The sequence below is a fragment of the Pauljensenia sp. OF14-1SRA genome, from assembly GCF_027694595.1.
Taxonomy (GTDB): domain Bacteria; phylum Actinomycetota; class Actinomycetes; order Actinomycetales; family Actinomycetaceae; genus Pauljensenia; species Pauljensenia turicensis_B.
In genome coordinates, this window is sequence record NZ_JAQEVQ010000004.1 from 105,260 (window position 1) to 129,336 (window position 24,077).

At 49.8% G+C, this 24,077-nt stretch carries 15 protein-coding genes and 1 pseudogene; 7 read left to right on the forward strand and 9 right to left on the reverse strand.

Going from position 1 to position 24,077, the window contains the following annotated elements:
• Positions 1-6: 6 nt before the first annotated feature.
• From PG731_RS03865 to PG731_RS03885, 5 genes are all read left to right on the forward strand, one after another.
• Complete coding sequence (locus PG731_RS03865) at positions 7-2,649, forward strand: DEAD/DEAH box helicase family protein (protein WP_270772275.1); 2,643 nt, start codon at positions 7-9, stop codon at positions 2,647-2,649.
• A gap of 16 nt (positions 2,650-2,665) precedes the next feature.
• Positions 2,666-3,601, forward strand: a complete 936-nt coding sequence (locus tag PG731_RS03870) for a HamA C-terminal domain-containing protein (RefSeq protein WP_270772276.1) — start codon at positions 2,666-2,668, stop codon at positions 3,599-3,601.
• Entirely contained in the window at positions 3,594-6,233 is a 2,640-nt protein-coding gene (locus tag PG731_RS03875; RefSeq protein ID WP_270772277.1) for a DEAD/DEAH box helicase, read from the forward strand. The genes PG731_RS03870 and PG731_RS03875 overlap by 8 nt, the downstream gene beginning before the upstream one ends.
• Positions 6,234-6,755: 522 nt before the next feature.
• Entirely contained in the window at positions 6,756-6,974 is a 219-nt protein-coding gene (locus tag PG731_RS03880) for a sodium:proton antiporter (protein WP_270772278.1), read from the forward strand.
• Entirely contained in the window at positions 6,971-7,594 is a 624-nt protein-coding gene (locus tag PG731_RS03885; RefSeq protein WP_270772279.1) for an alpha/beta fold hydrolase, read from the forward strand. The genes PG731_RS03880 and PG731_RS03885 overlap by 4 nt, the downstream gene beginning before the upstream one ends.
• Before the next feature lie 716 nt (positions 7,595-8,310).
• On the opposite strand, the gene PG731_RS03890 is transcribed toward PG731_RS03885, so the two are convergent.
• The gene (locus PG731_RS03890; RefSeq protein ID WP_270772280.1) at positions 8,311-9,012 is read right to left on the reverse strand and encodes a TetR/AcrR family transcriptional regulator; all 702 of its coding nucleotides are present in this window, start codon (positions 9,010-9,012) and stop codon (positions 8,311-8,313) included.
• 93 nt (positions 9,013-9,105) lie between these two features.
• Here PG731_RS03890 and PG731_RS03895 point away from each other — a divergent pair, with 93 nt between their 5' ends.
• Entirely contained in the window at positions 9,106-10,329 is a 1,224-nt protein-coding gene (locus tag PG731_RS03895) for an MFS transporter (protein WP_333558941.1), read from the forward strand.
• A gap of 313 nt (positions 10,330-10,642) precedes the next feature.
• Positions 10,643-11,200 carry a hypothetical protein gene (locus PG731_RS03900; RefSeq protein WP_270772282.1) on the forward strand — a complete coding sequence of 186 codons (558 nt, stop codon included), beginning with the start codon at positions 10,643-10,645 and terminating at the stop codon, positions 11,198-11,200.
• 553 nt (positions 11,201-11,753) lie between these two features.
• Here PG731_RS03900 and PG731_RS03910 read toward each other — a convergent pair.
• The 8 genes and pseudogenes from PG731_RS03910 to PG731_RS03945 form a co-directional block, all read right to left on the reverse strand.
• Positions 11,754-13,997 carry a BspA family leucine-rich repeat surface protein gene (locus PG731_RS03910; protein WP_270772283.1) on the reverse strand — a complete coding sequence of 748 codons (2,244 nt, stop codon included), beginning with the start codon at positions 13,995-13,997 and terminating at the stop codon, positions 11,754-11,756.
• Positions 13,998-14,116: 119 nt separating this feature from the next.
• On the reverse strand, positions 14,117-15,901 hold the full coding sequence (locus tag PG731_RS03915) for an ABC transporter ATP-binding protein (protein WP_270772284.1): 1,785 nt from the start codon (positions 15,899-15,901) through the stop codon (positions 14,117-14,119).
• A 1-nt stretch (position 15,902) separates the two neighbouring features.
• Positions 15,903-17,717: an ABC transporter ATP-binding protein gene (locus tag PG731_RS03920; protein WP_270772285.1), complete on the reverse strand. Its 1,815-nt coding sequence runs from the start codon at positions 17,715-17,717 to the stop codon at positions 15,903-15,905.
• Positions 17,718-17,730: 13 nt separating this feature from the next.
• The gene (locus tag PG731_RS03925; RefSeq protein WP_270772286.1) at positions 17,731-19,194 is read right to left on the reverse strand and encodes an ABC transporter ATP-binding protein; all 1,464 of its coding nucleotides are present in this window, start codon (positions 19,192-19,194) and stop codon (positions 17,731-17,733) included.
• A complete protein-coding gene (locus PG731_RS03930) occupies positions 19,191-20,000 on the reverse strand; it encodes an energy-coupling factor transporter transmembrane component T (RefSeq protein ID WP_270772287.1) in 810 nt (269 codons plus the stop codon). The genes PG731_RS03925 and PG731_RS03930 overlap by 4 nt, the downstream gene beginning before the upstream one ends.
• The gene (locus tag PG731_RS03935; protein ID WP_270772288.1) at positions 20,000-20,566 is read right to left on the reverse strand and encodes an MptD family putative ECF transporter S component; all 567 of its coding nucleotides are present in this window, start codon (positions 20,564-20,566) and stop codon (positions 20,000-20,002) included. The genes PG731_RS03930 and PG731_RS03935 overlap by 1 nt, the downstream gene beginning before the upstream one ends.
• 765 nt (positions 20,567-21,331) lie before the next feature.
• Positions 21,332-22,565: pseudogene (locus tag PG731_RS03940) on the reverse strand (IS3 family transposase).
• Positions 22,566-22,967: 402 nt separating this feature from the next.
• On the reverse strand, positions 22,968-23,411 hold the full coding sequence (locus PG731_RS03945) for a hypothetical protein (RefSeq protein ID WP_270772289.1): 444 nt from the start codon (positions 23,409-23,411) through the stop codon (positions 22,968-22,970).
• Positions 23,412-24,077 lie beyond the last annotated feature (666 nt).

Sequence of the window (24,077 nt, forward strand, 5' to 3'; positions counted from 1 at the left end):
TTGGTTATGGAGTTGAAGAAGTATCAAAACCGGGTGATCGCCGATCTAGAGGATTACCTCACCCAGCTCAACGAGCAGCCTACGCTGAGCGATGCTTTTAAGGTGTTTTGGGAGTCTCGCCAGATTGAGGTTGGCATCCCGCAGATGCCGGGCTACCAGAATGTGATCGATGGTGTTCCGCACGTGTGTTACAAGGTCCCCACTGGCGGTGGGAAGACGTTTTTGGCTTGTGCGTCGGTGAAGCCGATATTTGAGGCTTTGCCGCCGACGCGGAAACAGGCTGTGGTGTGGCTGGTGCCCTCAGATTCGATTTTGACGCAAACCTTGGCGGCGTTGAAGAATCCGGCCCATCCGTATCGGCAGAAGTTGAACGCTGATTTTGGTGGCCGAGTTGAGGTGTATTCGAAGGAAGAGTTGCTAGCTGGTCAGAATTTCAGTCCGTCGACCGTGGCTGAGCAGCTGTCAGTGATGGTGCTCTCGTATGATTCGTTCCGCTCACGAACAAAGGACGGACGCAAGGCATACCAAGCTAATGGGAATCTCGCCTCGTTCGCGACCGCGTTTGGTGCCCCGGGGCAGCCGATCGAGAACGCGGATGAAACAGCACTGTTCCAGGTGATTAACCAGTTGAATCCCGTCGTTATCGTGGATGAGTCGCATCACGCGACGAGCACGTTGAGCCAGGAGATGCTCACGAATTTCAACCCTGCATTCATTCTTGATCTGACCGCAACCCCGAAGCGGCAAGCGAACGTGATCTCGTATGTGGATGCGCTCTCACTTAAGAACGAGAGCATGGTCAAACTTCCGGTCATCGCATATAACCGGGCGTCGCAAAAGGATGTCGTTACGGACGCGATCGATCTTCGCCGTTCTCTAGAAGTCGCTGCTACACAGCAGTATGAAAGTGGTGGCTCTTATATTCGACCGATCGTGTTGTTTCAGGCTCAGCCAAAGACGAGCGAGGACGCTACCTCGTTTGAGCGGCTGCGTGACAAGCTCGTCAAGGCGGGTATTCCTGCCGAGCAGATCGCGATTAAGACCGCCGACGTAAACGAGCTTAAAGGCGTTGACCTGCTCAGCAAGGAGTGCCCGATCAGTTTCATCATCACGGTGAACGCGTTGAAGGAGGGCTGGGATTGCCCCTTCGCCTACATTCTGGCGTCGTTGGCGAACAAAACCAGCCAGGTCGATGTTGAGCAGATCCTTGGCCGTGTTCTGCGCCAACCCCACGCCAGGAAGCAGCCGAACACGTTGTTAAACATGAGCTACGTGTTGACCTCTTCAAACGATTTCGGCGTCACGCTCAAACAGATCGTTGCCGGGCTCAACAGTGCCGGATTCTCCAAGCGTGACTTCCGTGCAGCCGATCAAGTCGCTTTCGACTTCACTGGCACGAACCAGCCAAGCAAACCCGCCCCAACGTCCCCAGTCCCAGGGGAAGGTATGGACGTTGAAGAGTTCCTGGAGTTCGATGAAGAACAGGTTGCAGCGGATTTAGATGCGCGAGAAGAATCCGCTAGTTCACCAGAGCCTTCGGCGGATCCGACGGTGGCTTCGATGATCGAGCAGGCGGCTCAGCAGGGTGCGGACTATGAGCAGGAGGCCGAAGAAGCCGCACAGATGGGTGAGGGCTTCGTGCCTTCAGATTTGGAGGATGCTGTGGACACGAGCTTCGTCAACCACGAATTCGCTGACGAGATCGAAACCCTTCGCCTTCCCCAATTCGTCATCCAAGAACCCGGATCAGCATTGTTCCCGACCGCTCATGAGGGATACAACGAGCTCAAGCACGAGGCACTAGCCGGTGACTTTGACTTGGCTACGAAGGACATCGACATTGACCTGTCGACGGCAGACGAGCAGATGTACAAGATCGACGTGCGAAAAGACTCCGAGGTTCCTAAAGCCTTCCGGATGTCGAGCACCGATCAGAAATTCATGCGCGAACACTTCTCGAAACTGAGCGTCGAAGGACAAAAACGCAACACGGCAATCGCCATCTACGATCGGATCAAACCGATCAATTCGATCACTGACTCTGACCTGCGCGCATACATCGTGCGGATGGTTGAAACCTTCGGCACCGAGCAGCTGCTGACCTATCAAGAACACCCACATGCGGTAGCAAGCAAGGTCAAACAGAAAATTGACGGCCTTTTAGAAGCGCACAAAATCAAGAGATTCTATGAGGACATCGAGACCCGCCGCGTTGATGTTCAACCGCTCTATGCGTTCCCGAAAGCGATCCAGCCCATTCATGCCTCCTCCCTGATCGGTGGGTCGCTATATGAGGCCGAAGACAAGATGAACGGCTTTGAGCTCGAACTCGCTGGTCGCTTCTCCGGCATGAACAACGTTCGCTGGTGGCACCGCGTCATTGAACGCAAGGGCTTTTGCCTCAACGGTCCGTTCAACCACTACCCAGATTTCGTCGTGATGACCACCAGCGGCACCATCGTGGTTGTCGAGTCCAAGGGCGAGCATTTGAAGAACGACGATTCTAACCGCAAGATCAGGCTCGGCCGGGCGTGGGCAAACATGTCCGGCAATGACTACCGCTACTACATGGTCTTCGAAGATGGCGTCACCCCACCCGACGGGGCGGTCACTTTGTCGGAGCTCGTACGTATCCTCGAAAAGCTGTAGGCGGGAAGGACACCTTTTGGGAGAAGACGAGATGGCACAGGCAACGATAACGCCAACGCTGCGCGGCGACACATTCGCGTCCACGTTCACCGAAGTGGCCCATTCGAACACGTTAGGTCTTCGAAACGACGAACAGTTACGCCTGTTCCATCTGTCTATCCAAAACAACCGCTTCGACCACACAGCCCTCATCAAGTTCCTCAAACGCAACGTTGGACGCTACGTCTTCTCCCGCGCCGAATACGAAGGTTACAAACAGCGAGACGATCTCGAAGAAGTTGCTCTCGACGCGGTAAACCGGATGCGTTCACAACAAGACGGCATGGGGTTGGGCGAAATCTTGCTCTACGTCCTGCTCGAACAAATCCTTGAAGCACCCAAAGTGATGAGCAAGATCGAGCTCAACCAGGCCCGAGGCCAGATCCACAGCCGCTGTGACGCCATCCACCTACTCACACCAGACGGTCAGCGAACCACCAGCAGCATCGTGTTTGGAACCTCCAGCGTTGTGGGCAACATTGGGGATGCCATCACTGCAGCATTCGAGCGCGTCGTAGACATCGAAAAGAACCGAACACGCGAAGTTCAGCTCGCCGAGCAAACTGTGTTCACCAAGACCCTCGAGCCAGCAACAGCAAACTACGTCAAAGATCTGCTAATCCCGAAGCCGGGTGGGGCACCCGTGTTCGATACCGCTTATTCGATGTTTCTGGGCTATGACATCGGTCTCGATCCGAAGAACTACAGCAACCAGCGATATCGGGCTGCGCTCGATCAGAAAATGCAGGGCGATATCGCAGCGCACGCCCAAATCATCGCCAACGAGATCAACACCCGAAACCTGGATAATTACTCGTTCTACATCTATGTTTTGCCACTCAACGAAGTAGACGTCGATGCGTGCGCGATCATGGATGGGCTCGTGGACGGGCCAGGTGGTAGCCATGTCTGACAAGCAAGTAACCGTCGGCGATCTCGTATTTTCTGACATCGACTCCAACGAATTCCTCAAACAGCTGTACGCCAACCTGCTCTACAATTACGGCTTACATCGGTTGGGGTTGGTGGATCGTCACCCATACGACGTGGATCTTGAAGCCGCCCTGCGGTTCGCAGACCTGCTGTCGAAATCAACCCACCCCACCAATCGTGACCGGCACAGGGTGTGGGCGCAAGAAATCGCGCTCCTGTGCCACATCCTCTACCCAGACGATCCGCACACGCAGGCATACGTTCCTGCAATCTTCACCACGCTAGGTAACTACCCAGGCCTGAAGCAGTTGGGCGTGACTTCCGATGCGGGCGTCCTCGACGCCGCATTCAACGCCTACCAAGCCGAGTACCTCACCGTGCCCGGTGACAAATCGATGAAGTTTTTCGCGCCGCAAAAGAAGATCTACGACCGCCTGAACGACGGCAAGTTTTCCTTCTCAGCTCCAACGTCGCTGGGTAAGTCCTTCATCATGCGCACCTTCATCACCAACCAGATCAAATCCGGGGTGACAGCCAACTTTGCGATCATCGTGCCGTCAAAAGCGCTGATCAACGAGACCCGCTCGAAACTGATCGCTGACCTCGGCGAAGACCTTGAACGGCACAACTATCGAATCGTCAGTGCCGCTGGTGACATCGTGCTCGAAGGCGATCACAACTTCATCTTCGTGCTCACCCCAGAACGCTTGCTTTACCTTCTGATCGGCAAACCTGCAATCGAATTCGAGTACGTCTTTTTCGACGAATCACACAAACTCTCAGGCAAGAACAGCCGCGCCCCGTTCTACTACCAAACCGTGACAATCCTTCAACACCGCCACAGACCACCACACTTCATCTTCGCTTCACCCAACATTCCCAACCCAGAGGTATTCCTAAGGCTGGTTGATCCAAACTCTGACGAAAATGAAACCAACGCGGTCGCAACCCAGTATTCGCCAGTCGCGCAATTCAAATACCTCGTCAACCTGCACGAGAACACCATTTCCAGCTACAACGACCACACCCAAGAATTCACGCACCTAGCCTCACTTCAAGCTCAGGACGCTACCGCACAGGGCGTAACCCGATTTGTTAGTGAATCATCACGAGGTTCAGATCATCGTGGGCAAACCATCGTGTTTCATTCTGCCCGACATCACGCAGTGCAAGCGGCGCGTGACTATGCCCAGGGTTTGGCAGACCTCAACGATAAAGACTTGGACGCTCTCGCAAAAGACATCGAACGCGACGTCCACGAGGACTACTACCTCAGCGGTCTCATCCGTAGAGGCGTCAGCTACCACATCGGCTACCTCCCGCCAGCGATCCGCGAACGCATCGAAGGCCTGTTCCGCGAAGGCAAAATCTCGACACTATTCTGCACCAGCACGCTCCTCGAAGGAGTCAACCTTCCCGCCGACAACCTCGTCATCACAACCAACAAAATCGGCAGAGCAGGAATGACAGCAGTCGACTTCAAGAACCTGATCGGCCGAGTCGGGCGTATCGAGTTCAACCTCTACGGCAACGTATTCATCATCGTGGGCAACCAACTTGCATCCGAGCAAAAGGCCAAGGAACTCCTACAAGCGAACGTTCCTGCACAGAAGCTATCCGTGCAAACTGACTCACAAATTATCAGCAAGAAAATGAAGCAAGGTGTCGTCAAGGATCTACAGGAAGGTCGCATCGAATTCTCCAAAGGGAATGAGAGCTATGAGCGTTATGATATGAAACGCAAATTCGGTCTCATGCTCTTGCGCGACATCACTACCGGACGTCAAAGCCTGGTGCGTGAAGAATTCTCTGACTATCTTGACGAACAGGCTACCAACAGCATTATTGCTACTTTCTCGCGACGCGAAGGCCAACAAGATGACGATATCAATGTCTCCGTTGACCAGGCAGAAGCGCTGACGCACGCAATCCAAGCTGGACTCCAGTATCCACAACTTTCTCCAAACGGAAAGTTCAGTTACGACGAGACCCTCGCGTTTCTTCAGCGGCTTGCCTCAATCTTCAAATGGCGAATTTACAATCCCGAGACGTTAGGGAGAACAACCAAGGGAAGTGACCAGCTCGCTATGCTGTCCTGGTACACCGTCCTCCTGTTGCAATGGATGGAGGGACACGGTTTGCGTTCCATCATGAATCGTGCAATCGAGCATCACCGGAAAACTGGAATTGTGTGGATCAATCGGCAACCGAATCGCTACCTAGATTCGAAAGAACACCGAAACCTTGTTTTTAGTGACACGCTTGAAGCTATTGAGCAAGTAATCCTTTTTGAGCTATCGAATTACTTTCTTAAATTCTCCAACGAATACAAGAAGGTCCACGGAAAAGAGCAGTTCGACAACGACTGGTACGAATACGTCGAGTACGGCACAACGAAACAGGAAACCATCCTTCTCCAACGACTCGGATTCACCCGCGAGAGCGCCACTTACATTCGAATCAACGTCTCCAATGCAATCTTCCTTCACGAAGGAAAACCCCACCTGAACCCGATTCTCCTCGAAAGCTCGAACATCAACGTCCGCAAAGAAGCCAACGAAATCAGATACAACGTGCCAGAAGCCTTCTCGATGCCAGATTTCTTGTTCTAACACCCTCGTCTGATACCCGCTAACGCAAGCATTCCCGCAGACCCCCTCAACCAGAAACGTGCCCCTGCCGCGCGGACGTCATGGCGACGAGCACCAGATCACCGGACCTCCAGCGAGCCAACGAACAACCCCAGAAACGACAAAACCCCTGCTCAACAGGGGTTCAAGGACTCAAGCGGCTTTTATCATTTTCGACGTCTAAGTATCCACTTAGACGTCGGATTTGATAAGTACCCTTTTGCGTTAGCGAGTATCGCTTAGGGGGGGTGAAAAATCGCTTGCGTTAGCGGGTTTGGGTTTTGCGTTACCTAGTATCGTGTTTTTCCTGTTCGGTATGATTTTGGGGTTTAACTCGCTAGCGGAGATGAAAATGTGCCTATCTCACTAGCAAATAACGCTGTTCTGGTGGTGCAGGTACGATTTCTCTTTTAGCTCACCCTCAAGGCCAATCTTCAAACCAAAAGACGAATCAGCCTTGGGGGTTTACCTTTCTTTTCGGTAACGACAGTTATGGGATAATCAGTGAACGAACAAGTAAAAGGGGAAGGGCATATATTGGGAAAGAACAATGCGCGAATGCGTAACTGGTTAATGCTGGTAGCCGTTGGGCTATTATTTGCAGCTGTCTGTTTTGCTGTTTTCGGGTTCACGCACGTGATTTCGCCGGTCACTGCTATCGGAAATGCTGCTGGTTTTCTGGTAACTAGCCTGGTTGCAGGTTTTTTCGCGCTGCGTAAATGAGCGATGCCCAAAAGGTCGTGTTTCTGCACGGGTTGGGTGAAACCCGTGATGTTTGGAACCCCATAATAAAGCAGCTGCCACAAACCGAGTGCATATCTTTAGACGTTTTGAGAATGAAACCGCCGCTGGCTTGCTGGTCGCTCGAAGACGTATGCACCCAGATTTCTGACTTACTCACCGAACCAGTTCACCTGGTCGGGTTATCGTTGGGCGCAGTGATCGCTTTAAAGATCGCGGTCACCCATCCCGATAAGGTGTCCTCACTGTTTGTTTCAGCTCCGCAAGCTAAACCCCCAAAAATGTTGATGAGTCTGCAAAAGACACTAATCCGGGTTTTACCAACGAAATGGGTCTGTCCGCCGCAGCTTAGCAAACCTGAGCTGGTGGGCGTGCTCGATAGTTTGAAAGGTTTAGACCTCACTTCGCAGCTACCGACTTTATCCATGCCTGTAACTGTGGTTTGCGGTAGCAAAGATAAAGCAAACCTTTCTGCAGCTCGCAAAATCGCAGGTCTTATCCCCGCGGCTCACCTAGAAGTTATCCAAGGTGCGGGTCACCAGTGGCACGCCGCCCATCCTCAGCTATTCGCCTGTTATCTCACTAAACATTTAGCCCGCTAAACTCCGGCAGGAATAATATCGTCGATAAACCAGATGCGTTTCGGTACGGCTCTGCCGGTTTCGATGTGCCAGCAGTCAACCAGATCTATTGGCTCACCCATGGTGTTTTCTTTCTGTTGGATCCTCGTATTGAGGGATGATCTGTTTTTTTCTCAGTTATTCTTGAGGTTAGGTGCGTGTGAACGAGGGGCGTGGTTGTGATGGCGCGGGGTAAAGCGGTAGAGCTTTTTCTGGTCGATGGAACCCCAGGTGGTATGGCTACTGCGGGGATAGAGGATTGGACGGGCATTCTCACCTCTGCACGCCGCGATCAACTTTCCCAGCTTTATAAGCGAGAGGAAGACAATAGTGGAAGATTTCGTCGGCTTCTTTCTTCACGTTGATGTTCGTTGAAGAGGTAAACCAGAAGTCGAGATGGAGGTTTCCTCTTCGTCCATACGCAATAGGGTGGGCTCAGTCTTCTCAATATAGGCTGCGGATTCCTGGGAGAAGCCTGTGTACTGTGAAGGGCGATAGCTAGTTCATTGGTAGTGCAGTATTTGATGTAGTCGTACCAGTTGTTTGGGAAGCTCTGGATATAGTGGATTTTCTTGTATTTATTGGAAAATCGCAGGAAATAGAGGGAGAGGCCGAAAAGGGTCTGCTCTTAGCCGGATGCCTTGCGATTTTGGGAAATATTTTATGAGTATTGATGAGTTTTCTTGTTCACAAGTTCGTTAGGCGTTTTCGCGAGGCAAAATCGCTATCTCTAAACCGGCGAGTACGACTTCTATGATGATTTCAAAGTATTCCTGACTCATGCGGTCTTCATTTTTCGGGTTGGCTAGCGGAATTAAGTAGCCTTGGATGATGTCAGCGAGCGTTGTGGAGCAGGCAGCTAGGGGCTGAAGTTGGGTAATCATTTGGCCTAGGTCGTGGCGCTGTTCCTGCTTGGTTGGGCTGCGCAAGTTGCGAGCACTAATGCTCCACAGTATCGTGTTGATGATAATTGAGTATGCGATGTGAATGTACTTGCTAAAACCAGCGTCCCGTAGTTTTTCGTAAGCCACCTCCAAGATTGGTATCAACGCGGCGTCCATATGTCCATACATCAGTTTGTCGGTGACTCCGGGGAATTCAAGAAAGACGGGCCTGACATTTTCTGCTAGGGAGATGAACCAATCTTTCCATTCCAGATGCTCGTCCGGTAGCTCGATGGTGCTAGTGATCTCGCCGATTACAGAAGCGGTAATGGCGTCACGGTTTTGGTAATGGTGGTAGATGACAGAGGGAACTACTCCCAGATGCTGCGCAAGGTCACGAATCGACCATTTTTCTAGACCGCACTCTCGGGTCAGTTCCATTGCGGTGTACATGATCTTTTCCTGCGTCAGCCAGGCGCGTCTACCCGTGTTTACCCGCTTGTCTTTATTTCCCACGAAAACAGCATACCCTCAACCTCGACAATACTAGAACATTGTTCTAGTATTGTTTCAGCTTGATTGGTAGCTCACTTTGGAAAGGATGTTTTAATGTGCGCCACTAATGAACGAAACGAGAAAGTCGAATCAAAAATAACGGGACTGTTTCCCCTGTTTTTGACGGTTTTACTGGCATATATGGGGCAGATGATTCTTAATCCAATTCTGGCTCCGCTATCGCGCGAAATCGGGTTGAAGGAATGGCATATTGGTGCCACCATTTCGTTAGCAGCCGTCATGTTCTCTCTTACCTCTACCAGGTGGGGACGGGTCTCATTGCGATGGGGATCTCGGCGCATTTTGCTTATTGGGATGTTTGCCGGAATCCTGGCTCTAAGCGGATTCGCTATGGTGGTGTGGCTAGGATTTAAGGGTCTGCTCACCGGCATAGCGTTGATTCTAGGAGTAGTCATAACTAGGGGCGTGCTGTACGGCGGTGCCATCGCATCAGTTTCCCCAGCCGCGCAAACCTACGTTGTGACTCATACTTACAATGAGACGCAACGGGTAAAAGGTCTGGGAGTCTTGGGCGCTGCGCAAGGATTCTCGTCTATTCTTGGAGCCTTATTGGGCGGCAGCCTTGCAGCTATAGGAGGTTTCATGATGCCCTTACTGGTGATGCCTCTGGTCATGCTTTTAGGCGTTGCCGTTTTGCTGCTAACATTCAAACCCAAAGGTGGAGAAGAAAAAGTCGCTCAACCGGCAAAAGTTTCCTATTTTGATTCAAGAGTATTCGTGTTCCTGGCTTGCGGTTTCCTAATGTTTACTGCTTTTTCTACCGTGGCTACACTTTTCGGCTTTTTACTGCAGGATGTATTGAAGCTAGCGGCCGGCGCAACAGCAGGGCTCACCGCTTTGTGCATGTCAATAATGGGTGTGGTGATGATACTGGCGCAGGCCTTGGTGGCTCCAAGGTTAAACTGGGGTGCTAAAAAACTCTTTAGAAGAGGATTAATAATCGTTCTTCTCGGGTTACTACTCTTGGTTTATCCACTAAATCTTGGACTGTTCATCGTGGCCAGCATCTTGACAGGCTTTGGTCTAGGCCTGGCGATGCCTGGCTACAACACGGCGCCTACTTTGCAAATGAAGCCCGAAGAGCAAGGTGGGCTGGCCGGGTTGATTAATGCTAACAATGGTGCAGCCTATGTAGTGGCACCGATAGCCTCCACCGCACTTTACGGACTCTCTCCGTGGCTACCAATGACATGTTGCACAGTCCTGATAGCTGCGGCAATTTTGCTGAGTTTTTACCATCCCGAGTTCCGCAAATAATCTCTTTATGATTAGAAGCAAAAACCATAAAAATCCCTGCTAAAGCGGTGTTGACTTCAGCAGAATTATGATGTCTAGTCGCTACGATATTCAAACAAACTCAAACCTCTCAAAACCCATGCAAACACGGGGTCATTCAGCTCAATCGCTTGTAATGGTGTGTATATTCTTCTTGGGAATGACCCTGAAGCTATTGAGAACACGTGGTGCTATATAGGCAAGACAGAAAACTTTGTAGAGCGCCTGCGCGATCATGACAAAAAACCACAGTGGGAAAAGGTCGGGTTAATATCCAAAAGTTATTATTGCGAGCTTGCAACGCTCTTTTAACGAGGGACATTGGGGTTATTTAGAAGCCCGTCTGGTTGAAATCGCTAAGAATGCTGAGCGCTGTTCTATGCCCGATAACAAGCAAACCCCTCGCAGCAGGAAGCTTTCTGAAGCGCAACGAGCATCAGCAGAATCATTCTTAGATAATATGAAGCTGATTTTGCCGATCCTGGGAGTCAACGTTTTGCGTTCCCCAGAAAATACTGTGCAACCAGCTACCGCTCAGATAGTTTCTTCACCTGTTTTCCATCTGCGCAGACAAAAAGATCGGATAGATGCCTCGATGCAGCTGATTGATGGCGAGTTTTTCCTCCTCAAGGGATCAATCGTGGTTGCGAATTGGGAAACCAGCAAAGCCAGAAGCCAGGCAACGGTTAACTCCTATACGGCTATCGCTAGTCGTCACCAAAAGTTAGTTAGCGATGGGTTAATCCGCATAGAAAATAATCGCGGCGTGGTTACCCGGGATATTGCTTTTACTTCTCCTTCTGCGGCGGTTGCCATAGTGTTAGCTACTTCTGCCATTGCTAGAGCAGGTTAGGCTTGTGCGAAAATAGCTGTATGACTAAAACCGGAACTTCGCATTTGCCTGTGTTAGGTGTAGGTCCGATATATGTTTCGGGTATTTTTACCGTCACGATTGCAGCGAGTCTTATCCATTTTTAGGCTGGATCACAAACGGAACCATCGGAAATAGTTGGGTGCATAACCTCATGATTGCGGCGGGTCTGGTTGTGATGGTAGTTGCGGTAATCGTGTGGGTTTCAGCTGTTTTGGACTCTCACATGGCAGAAAGCGTTAAAACTGGTCAGCTCATGACTAGCGGGATATACGCCTGGATTTGGCATCCCGTATACTCTTCCTTCCTGCTATTGAATTGCGGTCTGCTGCTCATACAAACGAACTGGTAGCTACTTAACCTTACCGTTCATCTATTGGGCAGCATTGACTATTTTGATGAAACGCACTGAAGAACGCTGGCTCAAAAATGAATGCGAAGATGAAAATACACCCAATACACTGCCCGCGTTAATCGCATCTTTCCCTGGTCGCCTCAATGCTCCAACAAAACCCGCGGAGCATAAACTGATCCACTAGCGGGTGGTGTGGCGCAAACGGCAAACAATGCTACCGGCGGCCCCTAGCAAGCAAGCTAGAAGCGCGATTTGACCAACCAAAGTTCCAGTTTGAGGCAAAGTGGAGATCTGGGCTACCTGAGTAGGCTCAGTTTTCTCCCCTGGAGCAATCTTAGGGACTGGGCGCTCTGTGGGCGTAAGGGAAGGCTGATTTACATGTTGGTTATCAGCGCATATGTGGATTTCCTGGTCGGTCATATTCCGCGATTGACTCTCAGTTTTTTCCTTCGCGTTTGCAGTATCTAAAACCCATTCATGTTTATTGCTATCCCATTTATGGGGGGTGGTGGTGATGGTGCGACTTTGGGATACCTTATGATCTGCACAATTTTTAGCCCCCGGGTGATTGTTATCAGCCCACATAGAAGTATCAACTTTAGCTTCCGGTTGCTCCGGGCGAGCATGAACATTGAGAATTCCTGCGGTAAATTCTAGTGAATATGCTCCGGCTACTGCGTCTTTAAGTTTTAAAGTTCCTTGCTTAATCGCAACCTTTCCCGCCGGGGTCTCTGCCCCATAATCAGCGCTGAGGGCACCTGTGAGTAAATCTTTGCTATGAGCCATATCCACCTGGTAATCCAATACTGGTAGTGGTTCCCCTTGCCATATCTGTGCCGGAGTTACCGTTACTTTTACTTTTTCATTAGGACGAATTAGGTAGGTGGCATCATCTACGATTTTGTCTTTAACCGAATCCAACATGGCAGAAACTGTTTGTCCGTCGCCCGGGGTAGCGTTCAACACCGTGCCATCGTCAACATTACGAATATGATAAGGGCCGGCTATAAACTTAAACCAGCTAGAAATATTACGCTTTAAAGTAGTGCCTTTGATCCGTACACTCGTGCGCCCCTCAGTGGCGAAAACGTCTGCGATGGTCTCTACCTCAACCTGGGCAATATCCCAGCCAGATACATCCAAATTTTCTATGCTACCGGCTCCGGCAAACATGTTGTGCATATTGGTAACTTTGTTGGTCTTCCACTTTGACACATCTGGTTTCGCGGCACTTGCCGCAGTAAAAACGCCTTCCATGTTGGTGACTTGGCTGGTATCCCATTTGGCGACATCCGGGGTGGCAACAGTAGCTCCGTTGAACATGTCGCTCAGGTCAGTTACCTGGTTGGTTTTCCAGGCTGATACATCCGGATTAGCTGCTTTCGCATTCTGGAACATGCCACTCAGATTGGTTACATTTTCGGTGTTCCAGTTAGAGGTGTTCGGACTCGCGGCAATTGCTCCGTTAAACATGCCATGCATATCAGTGACTTGACTGGTATCCCAGTTTGATACATCCGGATTAGCTACTTTCGCACCCTGGAACATTCCATTCATTCTGGTGACTTTGCTGGTATTCCAGTTTGAAGTATCGGGATTAGCTGCTTCTGTAGCGCCGAACATTCCAGCCATATTAGTGACTTTGCTGGTATTCCACTTTGAAGTATCGGGGTTTGCCATTGGCGCTTTATAGAACATGGCGCTCATGTCCGTGATATTTTCGGTGTTCCAGTTGGAGGTATCTGGGTTCGCGACCGCAGCCGTATGGAACATTCCGTTCGTAGTGGAGAGCATGCTGGTATTCCACTTTGAAGTATCGGGATTAGCTGCTTCTGTAGCGCCGAACATTCCAGCCATATTAGTGACTTTGCTGGTATCCCAGTTAGAGGTATTCGGGTTTGCCAGCGTTGCCTTATAGAACATATGGCTCATCGTGGTGACTTTGCTGGTATTAATACCAGCATCCGGAAGGTCAATTTTGGCCTTGTCGCAGTTGGAAAATAGGAAGCTAGAATCTTGTGGGAAATCTATGGTGGTGCCCGAATCGGAAATAAATTTTATTTCCACCGGCTGCGGTTCGGCTGGCTTCGCGTTGCCGTTTGCATCCTTAACAGTTCCACAGAATCTACTATTAGGCTCATTGTGAGTGGCTGGAGTTTCAGACATCCATTTGGCTCGGTCTAGCTCACCATGGCCAGTGACAGTGAGGATCTTGGCTGTCGGATCCCAGGAGGCAGTGAGGTTATCTCCTACATTGGTTGTTTCGGTATCTGCTGCATAAGCTACTGCAACTCCTAAAGAAGTTAAGAATAGGCTGACGGTAGCAAAAAGACTACCCGTAATAAACAGGAAACGAGAAGTAGTAGTTTCTCTGAAATTTGATTTATACCTCATGATTCCCCCAAAATCCTTCAGTGAATTCATCAATGTCAAATCGGTATAGAATAATTGGCATTAATTTCTATACTTGTTTCTTAAATATTGAAGTAATGCTCATTTAACGGCTTCTAACCGGAAAATGGTTGAAAATAATTCCGCGTATGCTACCTAACTGTTCCGAACTGTTCTGCGGCTATTTTCCATCCAGAGGCCGCTTGACGCTCATCCCAAAAATCTCGGTAAATCCCCTGGCAGCTTACAAGTTGATTGTGGGTGCCAATCTGAGCTACATGCCCCTGATCATCTAGAACCACAATCTGGTCAGCCTGAGTAATCGTGTGGAGTTTATGCGCGATTACCACCATGGTGGATTGGCGACGTAATACTTCGAAAGAGCGCAGCAGATTTGCTTCATTCTCAGCATCAAGAGCGCTGGTAGCTTCATCAAAGAGCACAATCGGAGCATTTTTTAAAATAGCGCGAGCAATCGAAACCCGTTGGCGTTCCCCTCCTGATAATGCGCAGCCACCTTCACCAACGTTTGTATCCCAACCATCGGGAAGTCGGCTGACAATATCGTTGACTCCTGCTAGTTCTGCCGCATGTAGTAGAGCCTCTTTAGTGGCATTGGAGTTACCGATGCGAATATTTGCTTCCAAAGTGTCATCGAAAAGATAGACGTCTTGGAAAACCATTGAAATTTGGCTCATTAAATCTTCAGTCGTTAGTTCTCTAACATCTCGACCTCCAACGAGCACTGCACCCGAGCTTACGTCCCAAAATCGACAAATCAAGCGGGCAATAGTGGTTTTACCGGCGCCCGAGGGACCAACAAGTGCGGTCATAGTGTGGGGAGCAACGGTGAAGCTGACTTTGTTTAGCACCTGTTTATCGTTCCCGTAAGTAAAATCAACCTCTCGAAGCTCAACTTGATGGGGGAGGGGTTGGGGTAGCGAGGTCTCGGGCTCGGGCAGAGGATGCGCATCCAGTACTTCGTTAATAGTCGCCATCGTCGGTCCTACCGCCAATAGCCCGGTTCGACAATCAGAAATCGTGGAAAGGTAATGAGTGATTTCCAGGCTTATCCCAATAACCGCCACCACTGCCAGGGGAGCAAGACTTCCAGTAAAAGCAAGATGAACACTGGAAATAATCATTACAACGCAAATCGTTTGCGAGGCAATGCCGCCGAGGAAATTTCCGATGCATTCTATCCCTAGTCGGCGAGTGGACCTGCGGCGATTTTCTGCTAAAGCCGTGGCCATTTGGGGGTAAATCGTTTGATCACATGCGCGGAGCATGGATTGACAGGTAGAAAATTCTACTATCCGATCAGCTAGTTCAGTAGCCGCCGGGGCCGCATAGGCACTGGCGGCACTGTCGAGGTAGGTTAATGCCCACATCAGAATCAGGTAACAGATTAGGCATAACGCAAAAATTGAGCCCAAGGCGGGATACCACCAAAGTAGACCGGTAAGCAGTGTCAGCAAAGTGACGGTGGCGGCGGATAGTTCCGTGAGCAAATGGGCACTCAGGTTTCCGAGCTCATTGACAGTAGCTGCCCCTAGGCGGGACAAACGCCCGGTAGTATCGGTGGAGAACCATCCCAGGGGCAGTTTTGCCAACTGATCTCCAACGCGGCGATGGACAGAACGCATCACTGAAAAAGCGCCTTCGTAGGAGAACCGATCTCGTATGTAGATACTGATCGCCCCGATAATCGCCGTGACGAGCAGGGTTAAGATCCAGGGGTTAGCGTTATGAGTGCTTCCTTCCTGACTGCTAGCCCAGGTATTTGCGAGCTGAATCAGCGCAAGTAAACCTACCCCCTGGGCAATACCGCTGATGATCCGAGCTACCCAGCTGATACTTCTGCTGTGATTTTGAGAGTTGGCACTGAGTCGGAAATTTGTTCGAATTATGTCGATAGCTCCCATTGATTTATCCATTTCAGTTTCGTCCTCCTTCCGTAAGCTCAACATTGGATGCCGACCACAGGCGACGGTAGAGTTCTGTATTTTGTAGCTTCTGGTGATTACCGCAGGCCACCAGCTTTCCTTTATCAAGTAGGACGATTTGGTCGACGTTCTTGACTGAATCGGGACGGTGATCGATAACCAGAACAGTACGTCCGGCCATCAGATGGTTAATAGCTTTTTGGATTTGTGCTTCACATTCCGGATCTACCATGGCTGCTGCTTCATCCAATATGAGTATCGGTGCATCCAATAGTAAGGTTCTGGCGATTGCAATCCGCTGAGCTTGCCCTCCAGATAGCTTCAAATCTTCCCCGACAACACTGTCATATCCTTTCGGCAGTGCCATGATTTCGTCATGAATCTGTGCCTGGCGAGCAGCGTTAATAATCTCGGCTTCATCTGCATCATGTCGCCCGATAGAAATGTTGTCGCGAATGGAAGCCCGTAAGAGCTGCGCATCTTGCAGAACGAACCCGAGGTGACGGTAGAGGTCACTTCTACTAAGTTCCTTAAGGTTGACTCCACCGATTAGTACTGTTCCCGTATCGGGATCCAGGAAGCGGGCGGCCAATTTGGCCAGGGTGGTTTTTCCGGCCCCTGATGGCCCCATGAGAGCGGTTACTGTACCGGGCGCACAACGTAAGGAAACATTATCCAAAGCTAGCGTATGACCATAGCTGAGCGATACATTTTTAAATTCGATGCTTGCATCTTGGGGTAAATGCAGTGACTGATCCGGGCAGGAGAGGGGCTTTACCCTAAGAAGATCAAGAATCCTTTTGGCCGCGGCACCCGCTAACTGATAATTCCAAGCTAGCTGGGTTATCAGGTTAATTGAGGAGGGCAGCGCGATGGCAATTAAACAACCGGCAACTACTTCTACTGGGCTAACCCAATGCTTGGAGACGAACCAGGGGCCGACAATCCCAAATAAGAGAACTATCAATGGGGTAGAGGTGAGGGCGGCGGTCAGGGAAGCCGCATGCACCATTGGTCGATTCCATTCCTCCATATAGTCACAGGCTTCATTGGCGCTGTGGGCATATTTGCGGTGTGCTTTTCCGGTGATCCCAAAAGTTTTAACCACCTGGATGCCTTTTACGAACTCCACCATTGCGGAGGAAACCTGATCAAGTTTTGCATCAAGTTCTAAGGATTTATCACCCATTCCCCGCATCATCACCGCGTAGGCAATGATGTAAATCGGCACCGCAACAATTACTAAAATTCCGAGTCTTAAATCAATAGTGAAGGTATAGCCCGCGCAAAATATGGGCACTAGGGTAGCGATTAGTGAATCTACGGGGCGGTGTGCTACCAGCGCATGTAGATTCTTTACATCGTCTTGCAGTACTTTACGCACATGTCCGGAAGTGTTATCGCTGAACCAAGTTAAAGGAGCTTGCCCCAGAAAATGAATAATCTTTTGCTGAATACTTGCAGATAGACGATTATCTGCAATATGGGTAACCAGCAAGCCCACAAAATAGGCGAGTAGCCCTCCACAAAATGTTCCGATTAACACCTGTACCCAAAATATGATGACGCTTTGCTTGGGGGATACGCCATTGCCAAATGAGGTTAGGAGTTCGTTGCCGATCCCCACTAAAGCAACGAACGGAAACACTCGCAAAATAGCGGATATAACCGCCATTACTTGACCGAATCGCAGCGCCACTTGCACGGGAGCTAAGAGTTCTCGTAATGCGGCTTTACCTTGTTTGCTGGTGAGCTTGATATTCGCCGCTGTATCTTTTTTTGGTTCGCTAACTTGGTGATCAGTCACTTGGCTTCCTCTTTCAATGTTTCTCTTGGGCAGGCGCGGTAAGCTGCACGTTCATTTCGCTATCGAGAGGCTCAAGCAGTAACTGATAATCGGCAACTTCATTGATGAACTCCAAGTCGTGACTAATGATCAGGACTGCTTTGCTTTTAGTAGCTAGTGAGCGAATCTGAGAACTGATCGATAGTAGGTGCTGGTAATCAACCCCCGAGGTGGGTTCATCGAATACGTAAAGCTCTGCCTGGCTCGCCAGGGCATTGGCAATAACGAGACGTTGTTTTTGTCCTCCGGAAAGAGTCATTGGGTGCCGTTCAGATAATCCTTGCAACCCCAGATCAGCTAGAAGCGCCTGCACCTGCTCTTTACTAAGATTGTCATTTCCTAGTACGACCTCTGCCGCTACCGTTTCAGCAAATAGTTGCCGGTTTACATCTTGCATTACTAGCACGCTGCGTTTTTGTCTGTCTGCCGCCCGGCAGGATTTGCCGCTAAAACTAATATCGCTACCTCTTTCCGGGTGAGCTAATCCGATGAGGGCGCGCGCAAGAGTGGTTTTGCCCGCTCCGTTCGGGCCGACTAGCGCAACTACTTTTCCCTTCGGTAAACATAGGGAAGGAATGTTGAGGACGCGGTGTTTGCCGTAACTGAACCTTAAATTTTTTGCGGTGATACCGTCTGCCTGCTGATCAGGATTGGTGCTAACGCAAATTTCTGGTTTTTCCAGGGTGCGCAACCCTAACTCTTTACGCTGTTTAGGAGACAAACTAAAAAACTCGTCCGCAGTATACAAATGCTGGATTCGCCCTTCACCCATAATCGCAACTTGATCTGCTAGACCTTTTAGAGGGTAAACGCGGTGCTCGGCTACTACCAGGGTCCAGCCGGCGGTTTTTAAGCTTTGTAAGACTTTGCTGAATGCGGAGATTGCTTCGGGGGAAAGGTTAGAGGTGGGTTCGTCTAAAAGCAGGATTTGCTGCGGTCCGGCTACTGCTGCTGCGCAAGCAACCAGTTGCAATTCACCTCCGGAAAGCTTACGTAACTCTTTGCCCAGCAGTCGTTGAATGCCCCAGGTGTTTACAGCTTCCGCGATCCGGTTAGCGGTTGTTTGTGGGGTATCTCCGGCATTTTCGCTCGCGAATGCTAACTCTTCTAGTACGTTTGCTGTAAAAAATTGGGAACGGGGATTTTGGAAAACTGTACCGGCGGTACGCCCTAATTGTTGGATATCTGTTTGCACGGTATCGAGACCGGCAAGGGTAGTGCGTCCGCTCAGATTCCCCTTATAAAGTTCGGGTATTAAACCGTTCAGAAGTTTTAATAGGGTCGACTTGCCTGCTCCGGAAGGTCCGGTGATTAAGGTACAAGATCCTTTAGGGAAGTTGAGGTTAATATCGCTGACTGCGCTAACGTGAGCTGATGAGGTTTCTTCGTCCGGGTTGAACTGGTAATCGAAAGAGACATGGTCGATTGAGGTTCTCATTTGAATCCGCCCGAGAGTATAGCTAGATGATCCAAGTAGGGGATGAGAGCAATCAGGGCGACTAGCGTCAATATCCAGAGGGCGTCTAGTCGATTAAATCGAAGCTGTTTCAAAGTGCTTGGGCAAATAGTGGATCCTAAACCGCGCACCATGCCGGCGGCGGTCATTTCATCAGCGGTTCGGGCGCAGGATGCCAGCAAGGGGACTAAAACCATTTCTAGAAAATGGAGGGGATGTAAGAGGGCGCGCCATCCCATTTGTAATCCCCGCAGGGACATTGCTTCTCTTACTGCACGGTATTCTCGAAATACTGTCGGTATGAATCGTAATAGCACTACCAGGGGAACGGTTATAGCTATCGGTATACGTAATTCGCGAAGACCGGCTACGAGTTCTCCGGGGACGATAGTTTTAATCGCGTAACCTGCCAGACCGCCAACAGTGCAGAGCTTTATCATCCAGTAGCCTAAAACCATTAGGAACGCGGTGAGGGCGCTTGGCCAGATTCTGGGGAAAAGATAGATGCAAGCGACCCAGGTTCCTTCTACGGCAAGGAAACCTAACGCCCATGAATAGCAGCGTGACAATAGTAAAGCCAAGAGCGCAATACCGGCTACCAGGAAAGTGATTACTATGGGTAGTCGCGACATTACCAGGGCATTTAATACAAAAATAACCAGTAAAATGGTGCGCGGATCTGGCCGGGAATGCCGTTGGTTAGCTGCTAAGATTTCAGCGCTGGTGACTTGATCCTGGTGATAGCTTGCTGCTGATCTGGGACTGCTACTTTGGTATTGAAGGGACATTACTTTGCGATGCCAGCTTTACGGAAGTGCCGAGCCATTAGAGAATTTCCGAAGACTCCGCCGATAAGCCCCAGAATGAAAATTCCCACACCCCAGGCCACAATCATCCATGGTGACAAGAACCAGCGTAATGAATCTGCGTAGGCGGTTCCCATAGAGTCGGCAATATAGTTGTAGTAGCCCTGAGCATCAATGAATACGGGGAACCAAGGCACCACGTACCACATGGACATGACGGCGTATCCTAGAACTCGGAAAACCGTTGAGTTTTTAGCGAAGAGGAAGTCTGCGGCTAATCCCAGTAAAGGTGCAAGCAGGGCAACAATCCAGGGGTGCCCAGTAATTACCATTAAAATCCCCACTAATAAGCCCATTAATGCCAGGGCGCCGATCTTTGGTACCCGGGATTTAAATAGCATGACTACGGCGCCGTTAGCGATAAGTCCTAAGGCATAGCCCACGAACATCATTGCTGGATTAATAATGCCTAGCATTCCGGTACCGAAAACTAGCACAAAATAAATTGCGGTGAATACGCCAATGTTGATGAAGTCGCGAGTTTTCATGCGAGATACCCCTTCTGATAGGTGTTAGGCAAGCCTTGCCTAACACCAGAGTAGTGTAGCGTCCCTATTGGCTCAAGTAGCGTCCAGGGAATCTAGCCGATACGTAGGCAGGAGAAAGGGAAGAGCTAAGGGGCTAACTAGCTATCAAGGATTCTCTTTTTCTACGTGGAATTGAAAGCCCGTTGGGCGTTGGCGACAGGTGTTACATTGGTGAACAAACAATGAGTCGCTTTCATGCGTTTATCGAAGTGGGATACGGCGGATCTATCGCGGTTGCCATACAGCTAGCAGTGAATGAACCAGAAATGAGCGATCAGGGGTGCGTGCTGTATTTAAAGCGCCTGTTGAAGGTAACCAAAACGATGTCGAATGCGCTCTCGTCGAGGCGTTCAGTTTTGCGAATCAGCTCAAGTAATCCATGCGGGATTTCCAGATTCAGAAAACTGTGAAGCTCTCATAGACCTAATTCATGAAGTGATAAATCATGCGGGAATTGAGACGACACATATTCTCCAACCACTGCGAGAACCAGAGAACATCCCTTTAGTGGATACTCGCCAGGAAGGCATGAACCACACCCCCTCTGACAGAGTGTGGCATAGATCGAACAAGATAATCACTCAGCGATTAGGAACTAATGGGAAGACGGCTCGCTGAACCCGGCCTAAAAATAACAAAATCCCTGCTCGTGCACTAGTCCCTGATAGTTGGACTGGTTTAATCCTAGGCGGTTAGAGGCTCAAGGGTCTGGTTCCGATATTGCATCTAGGTTAGGCCCTTGAGTCGTTTTTGGATGTGTTCGTTGTTGTACAGGTGAATGTGATCATCGATCGTGTGGTAGAACGCCTCCACTCTGGTGAATGTTTCACCGTGGTACATCTCCGTTTTGAGGTGCCTGAAGAAGTTTTCCATGACGGCATTGTCGTAGCAGTTGCCTTTCCTGGACATTGACTGCGCATCACCGATGCTTTTGATCAGGTCACGCCAAGTGGAATGCTGGTATTGGAATCCTTGATCTGTGTGCACAAGCAAGCTTTCGCCTGGTGATTGTTGCGCAATGACATCGCGCAAAGAGTTCGATGCCAATGCCGTGCTCGGTGAGGTAGACACGCTGTACATACGACCGAATGATCATAGAGGTCCATGATCGGCGACAAGTAGACCTTGGTGCCAGCAACCCGAAACTCCGTAACATCACTTGCCCACCCCCTGTTTTGTGCATCCGGGGTGAAACATCAGTCGGGCACGTTCTTTATGATGTGACTGACAGCGCCTTGTGCGAGTTGTATTTCTACCCTGACCTTGGATTAAGCCCCAACTGGTTCATGAGCTTGTCGACCAGCTTATGGTTGACCGTCCATCCTTCCCGTCGGAGTTGAGCGTGCACACGCCGGTAATCATAACGACGGTTCATCCGCTCGAAGATCTCACAGATAGCCTGTTTGAGCTGAGCATGCTTATCAGTGGCGGTGAGGCGTTTTTGGTGATAGAAAAACGTTGACCGGGCAGGACCTGCCGCAACCAGCAGATCTTCTCAAGGGTGGGCCGACTTGAGGATGACGATAGCCTCGACCTTTGACCTCGTCGCTGGTTCCTCAAGTCCCGCAATTTTTTTAGATACGCGTTTTCTGCCTGCAGTTTCTTTACCTCGCGGCGCAGGCGATCTTTCTCAATCAACGGTTTCGAAGAGGTACTTCCTTTCGGCTTTGGGCGTAACGCGTGATCACCACCCGTGCGCCAGGCGCGCACCCAACCGGTAACAAGCTGGTCTGAAGATAGGTCGAATTCACGGGCAAGCTCCATCTTGGACTCACCAGCGTTGAAGCGGTCAACGACCTCCTTCTTCACCTCGAAGGAATGCTGCTGCTTGGTTGGTTTGTCCACAAGGCATAGCTTGCCATGAAGCTTGAATCGACGTTCAGGCATTCGCACTGGATCACGAATACACCAAGCCGATTTGCTGCCGCGGTGTAGCCCACGCCCTGTTCAAACAATTCAACGAGCTGCTCACGTTGTAGCTCACTCAGAGAACTTCGTGCTCTCAAATAAATATTCCCCACTAGTTAGAAACTGATTTCTCAGTTCAACTAATGGAGAGCACTTCATCAGCAGGGGGTTTAGGCACAGGCATTGGTTATCAAATCCGAGGTCTTTGTCTCCACTTAGACGTCGGATTTGATAAGTGCCCTTTTGTGTTAGCGAGTATCGATTAGGGGGTGTGAAAAATCGCTTGCGTTAGCGGGTTTGGGTTTTGCGTTACCTAGTATCGTGTTTTTCCTGTTCGGATAGGGTTTTGGGGTTTAACTAGCTAACGGAGATGAAAAATGCGCCTCTCTGATCCGGAGTTAACGGTGGGTCAGTGGTGCTGGTTCTAGGTCAGTAAACTTAGAACGATATTGACTTATTTCCCCTTCTCCTTTTGAAACCCAATCGCTAACTGACCTTTTTCTGGAATGGATTTGCAGCTCAGTATTGCATCCTCAGAAACTGCGCGGTCAAACTTTGCTACAAGAAATAATGCGGTTCCGGAGCTTGATGGAAGATTGAAATGTGAATCATGGGTGCTCAAGCTATCGCTGCCTAGTTTGCATTGAGTGAAGTCATAACCGGTTTCGAGCAATTCACGAGAAGCGAAAAGGTAAAGAGGTTCCTTATTAGCATATCTAGTGTCAAGCTGGTCACCACTCTTCAACTCGTCGTATACCCAGGAAGAATTCATCGCAAATTCTTCCTGCTCAGAATCAATTTTTCTATCGAGGAGAACAAAAATAGCAACGATTATTAAAGTGAGTAATAGGATGCCTGCAATAAGTGCAACTATCCGTTTGGGCATGTTTTTTACCACGATTCAACACTCCTAACGTATTTTCCTCTATGTATCGAGATGGTCAAAGTATAGTGGATTGAGGCGTAAAAGTTAATACCCAAACTTAAAGTCTTAATAGTTAGTTTTCTGCGATAAAACTATTCTCGCATCGCAAAAATTACCTGATCGCGCGTCAGTTAGGAAGCATGGATATGCCCTCGTTGCAAGCGTAACCTTCGCGCTGGCAGCTGCATGGTCAATCAGCGTTTCCCGCTGGAAAGAATAACAGCATTCATAGAAGATTCAAGGTCTCAAAATCTCCTACAGGGTTACGTCAACAATCAACCAGATCTATTGGCTCATCCATGATGTTTCTTTTCTATTGAATCGCGGTTGTTTTGAGGGGTGATCTGTTTTCTCGTTTATTCTTAGGGGAAGGTGCGCGTGGTAAAGCACAGCCAACGGCAGAGCGCGTTGGGTAAATGATGAGGGGCAACAATATGGAGTCTGGGAGGAAAACAATAACTCCTAGAAAGTAAGCGGTGAATAATCTGCGATGTCGATTGAATAGTGGTGGTAGCCGGTATCGTCCTCGGAATCGGGAAATAACCAAACCTCCCAGCAAAACCTAGTTCCGAGAGTAGAACCCGCAGGCTCTATAGACAGCGGTCATCTGCATCTGTTACGTTCGTTCACCGGACTCCC

Bases quoted from the DNA above. Each gene is read 5' to 3' on its own strand.
- PG731_RS03915 (WP_270772284.1), bottom strand. From the start codon at position 15,901: ATGGATAAATCAATGGGAGCTATCGACATAATTCGAACAAATTTCCGA.
- PG731_RS03930 (WP_270772287.1), bottom strand. From the start codon at position 20,000: ATGTCCCTTCAATACCAAAGTAGCAGTCCCAGATCAGCAGCAAGCTAT.
- PG731_RS03885 (WP_270772279.1), top strand. From the start codon at position 6,971: ATGAGCGATGCCCAAAAGGTCGTGTTTCTGCACGGGTTGGGTGAAACC.
- PG731_RS03910 (WP_270772283.1), bottom strand. From the start codon at position 13,997: ATGAATTCACTGAAGGATTTTGGGGGAATCATGAGGTATAAATCAAAT.
- PG731_RS03935 (WP_270772288.1), bottom strand. From the start codon at position 20,566: ATGAAAACTCGCGACTTCATCAACATTGGCGTATTCACCGCAATTTAT.
- PG731_RS03895 (WP_333558941.1), top strand. From the start codon at position 9,106: ATGTGCGCCACTAATGAACGAAACGAGAAAGTCGAATCAAAAATAACG.
- PG731_RS03865 (WP_270772275.1), top strand. From the start codon at position 7: ATGGAGTTGAAGAAGTATCAAAACCGGGTGATCGCCGATCTAGAGGAT.
- PG731_RS03875 (WP_270772277.1), top strand. From the start codon at position 3,594: ATGTCTGACAAGCAAGTAACCGTCGGCGATCTCGTATTTTCTGACATC.
- PG731_RS03925 (WP_270772286.1), bottom strand. From the start codon at position 19,194: ATGAGAACCTCAATCGACCATGTCTCTTTCGATTACCAGTTCAACCCG.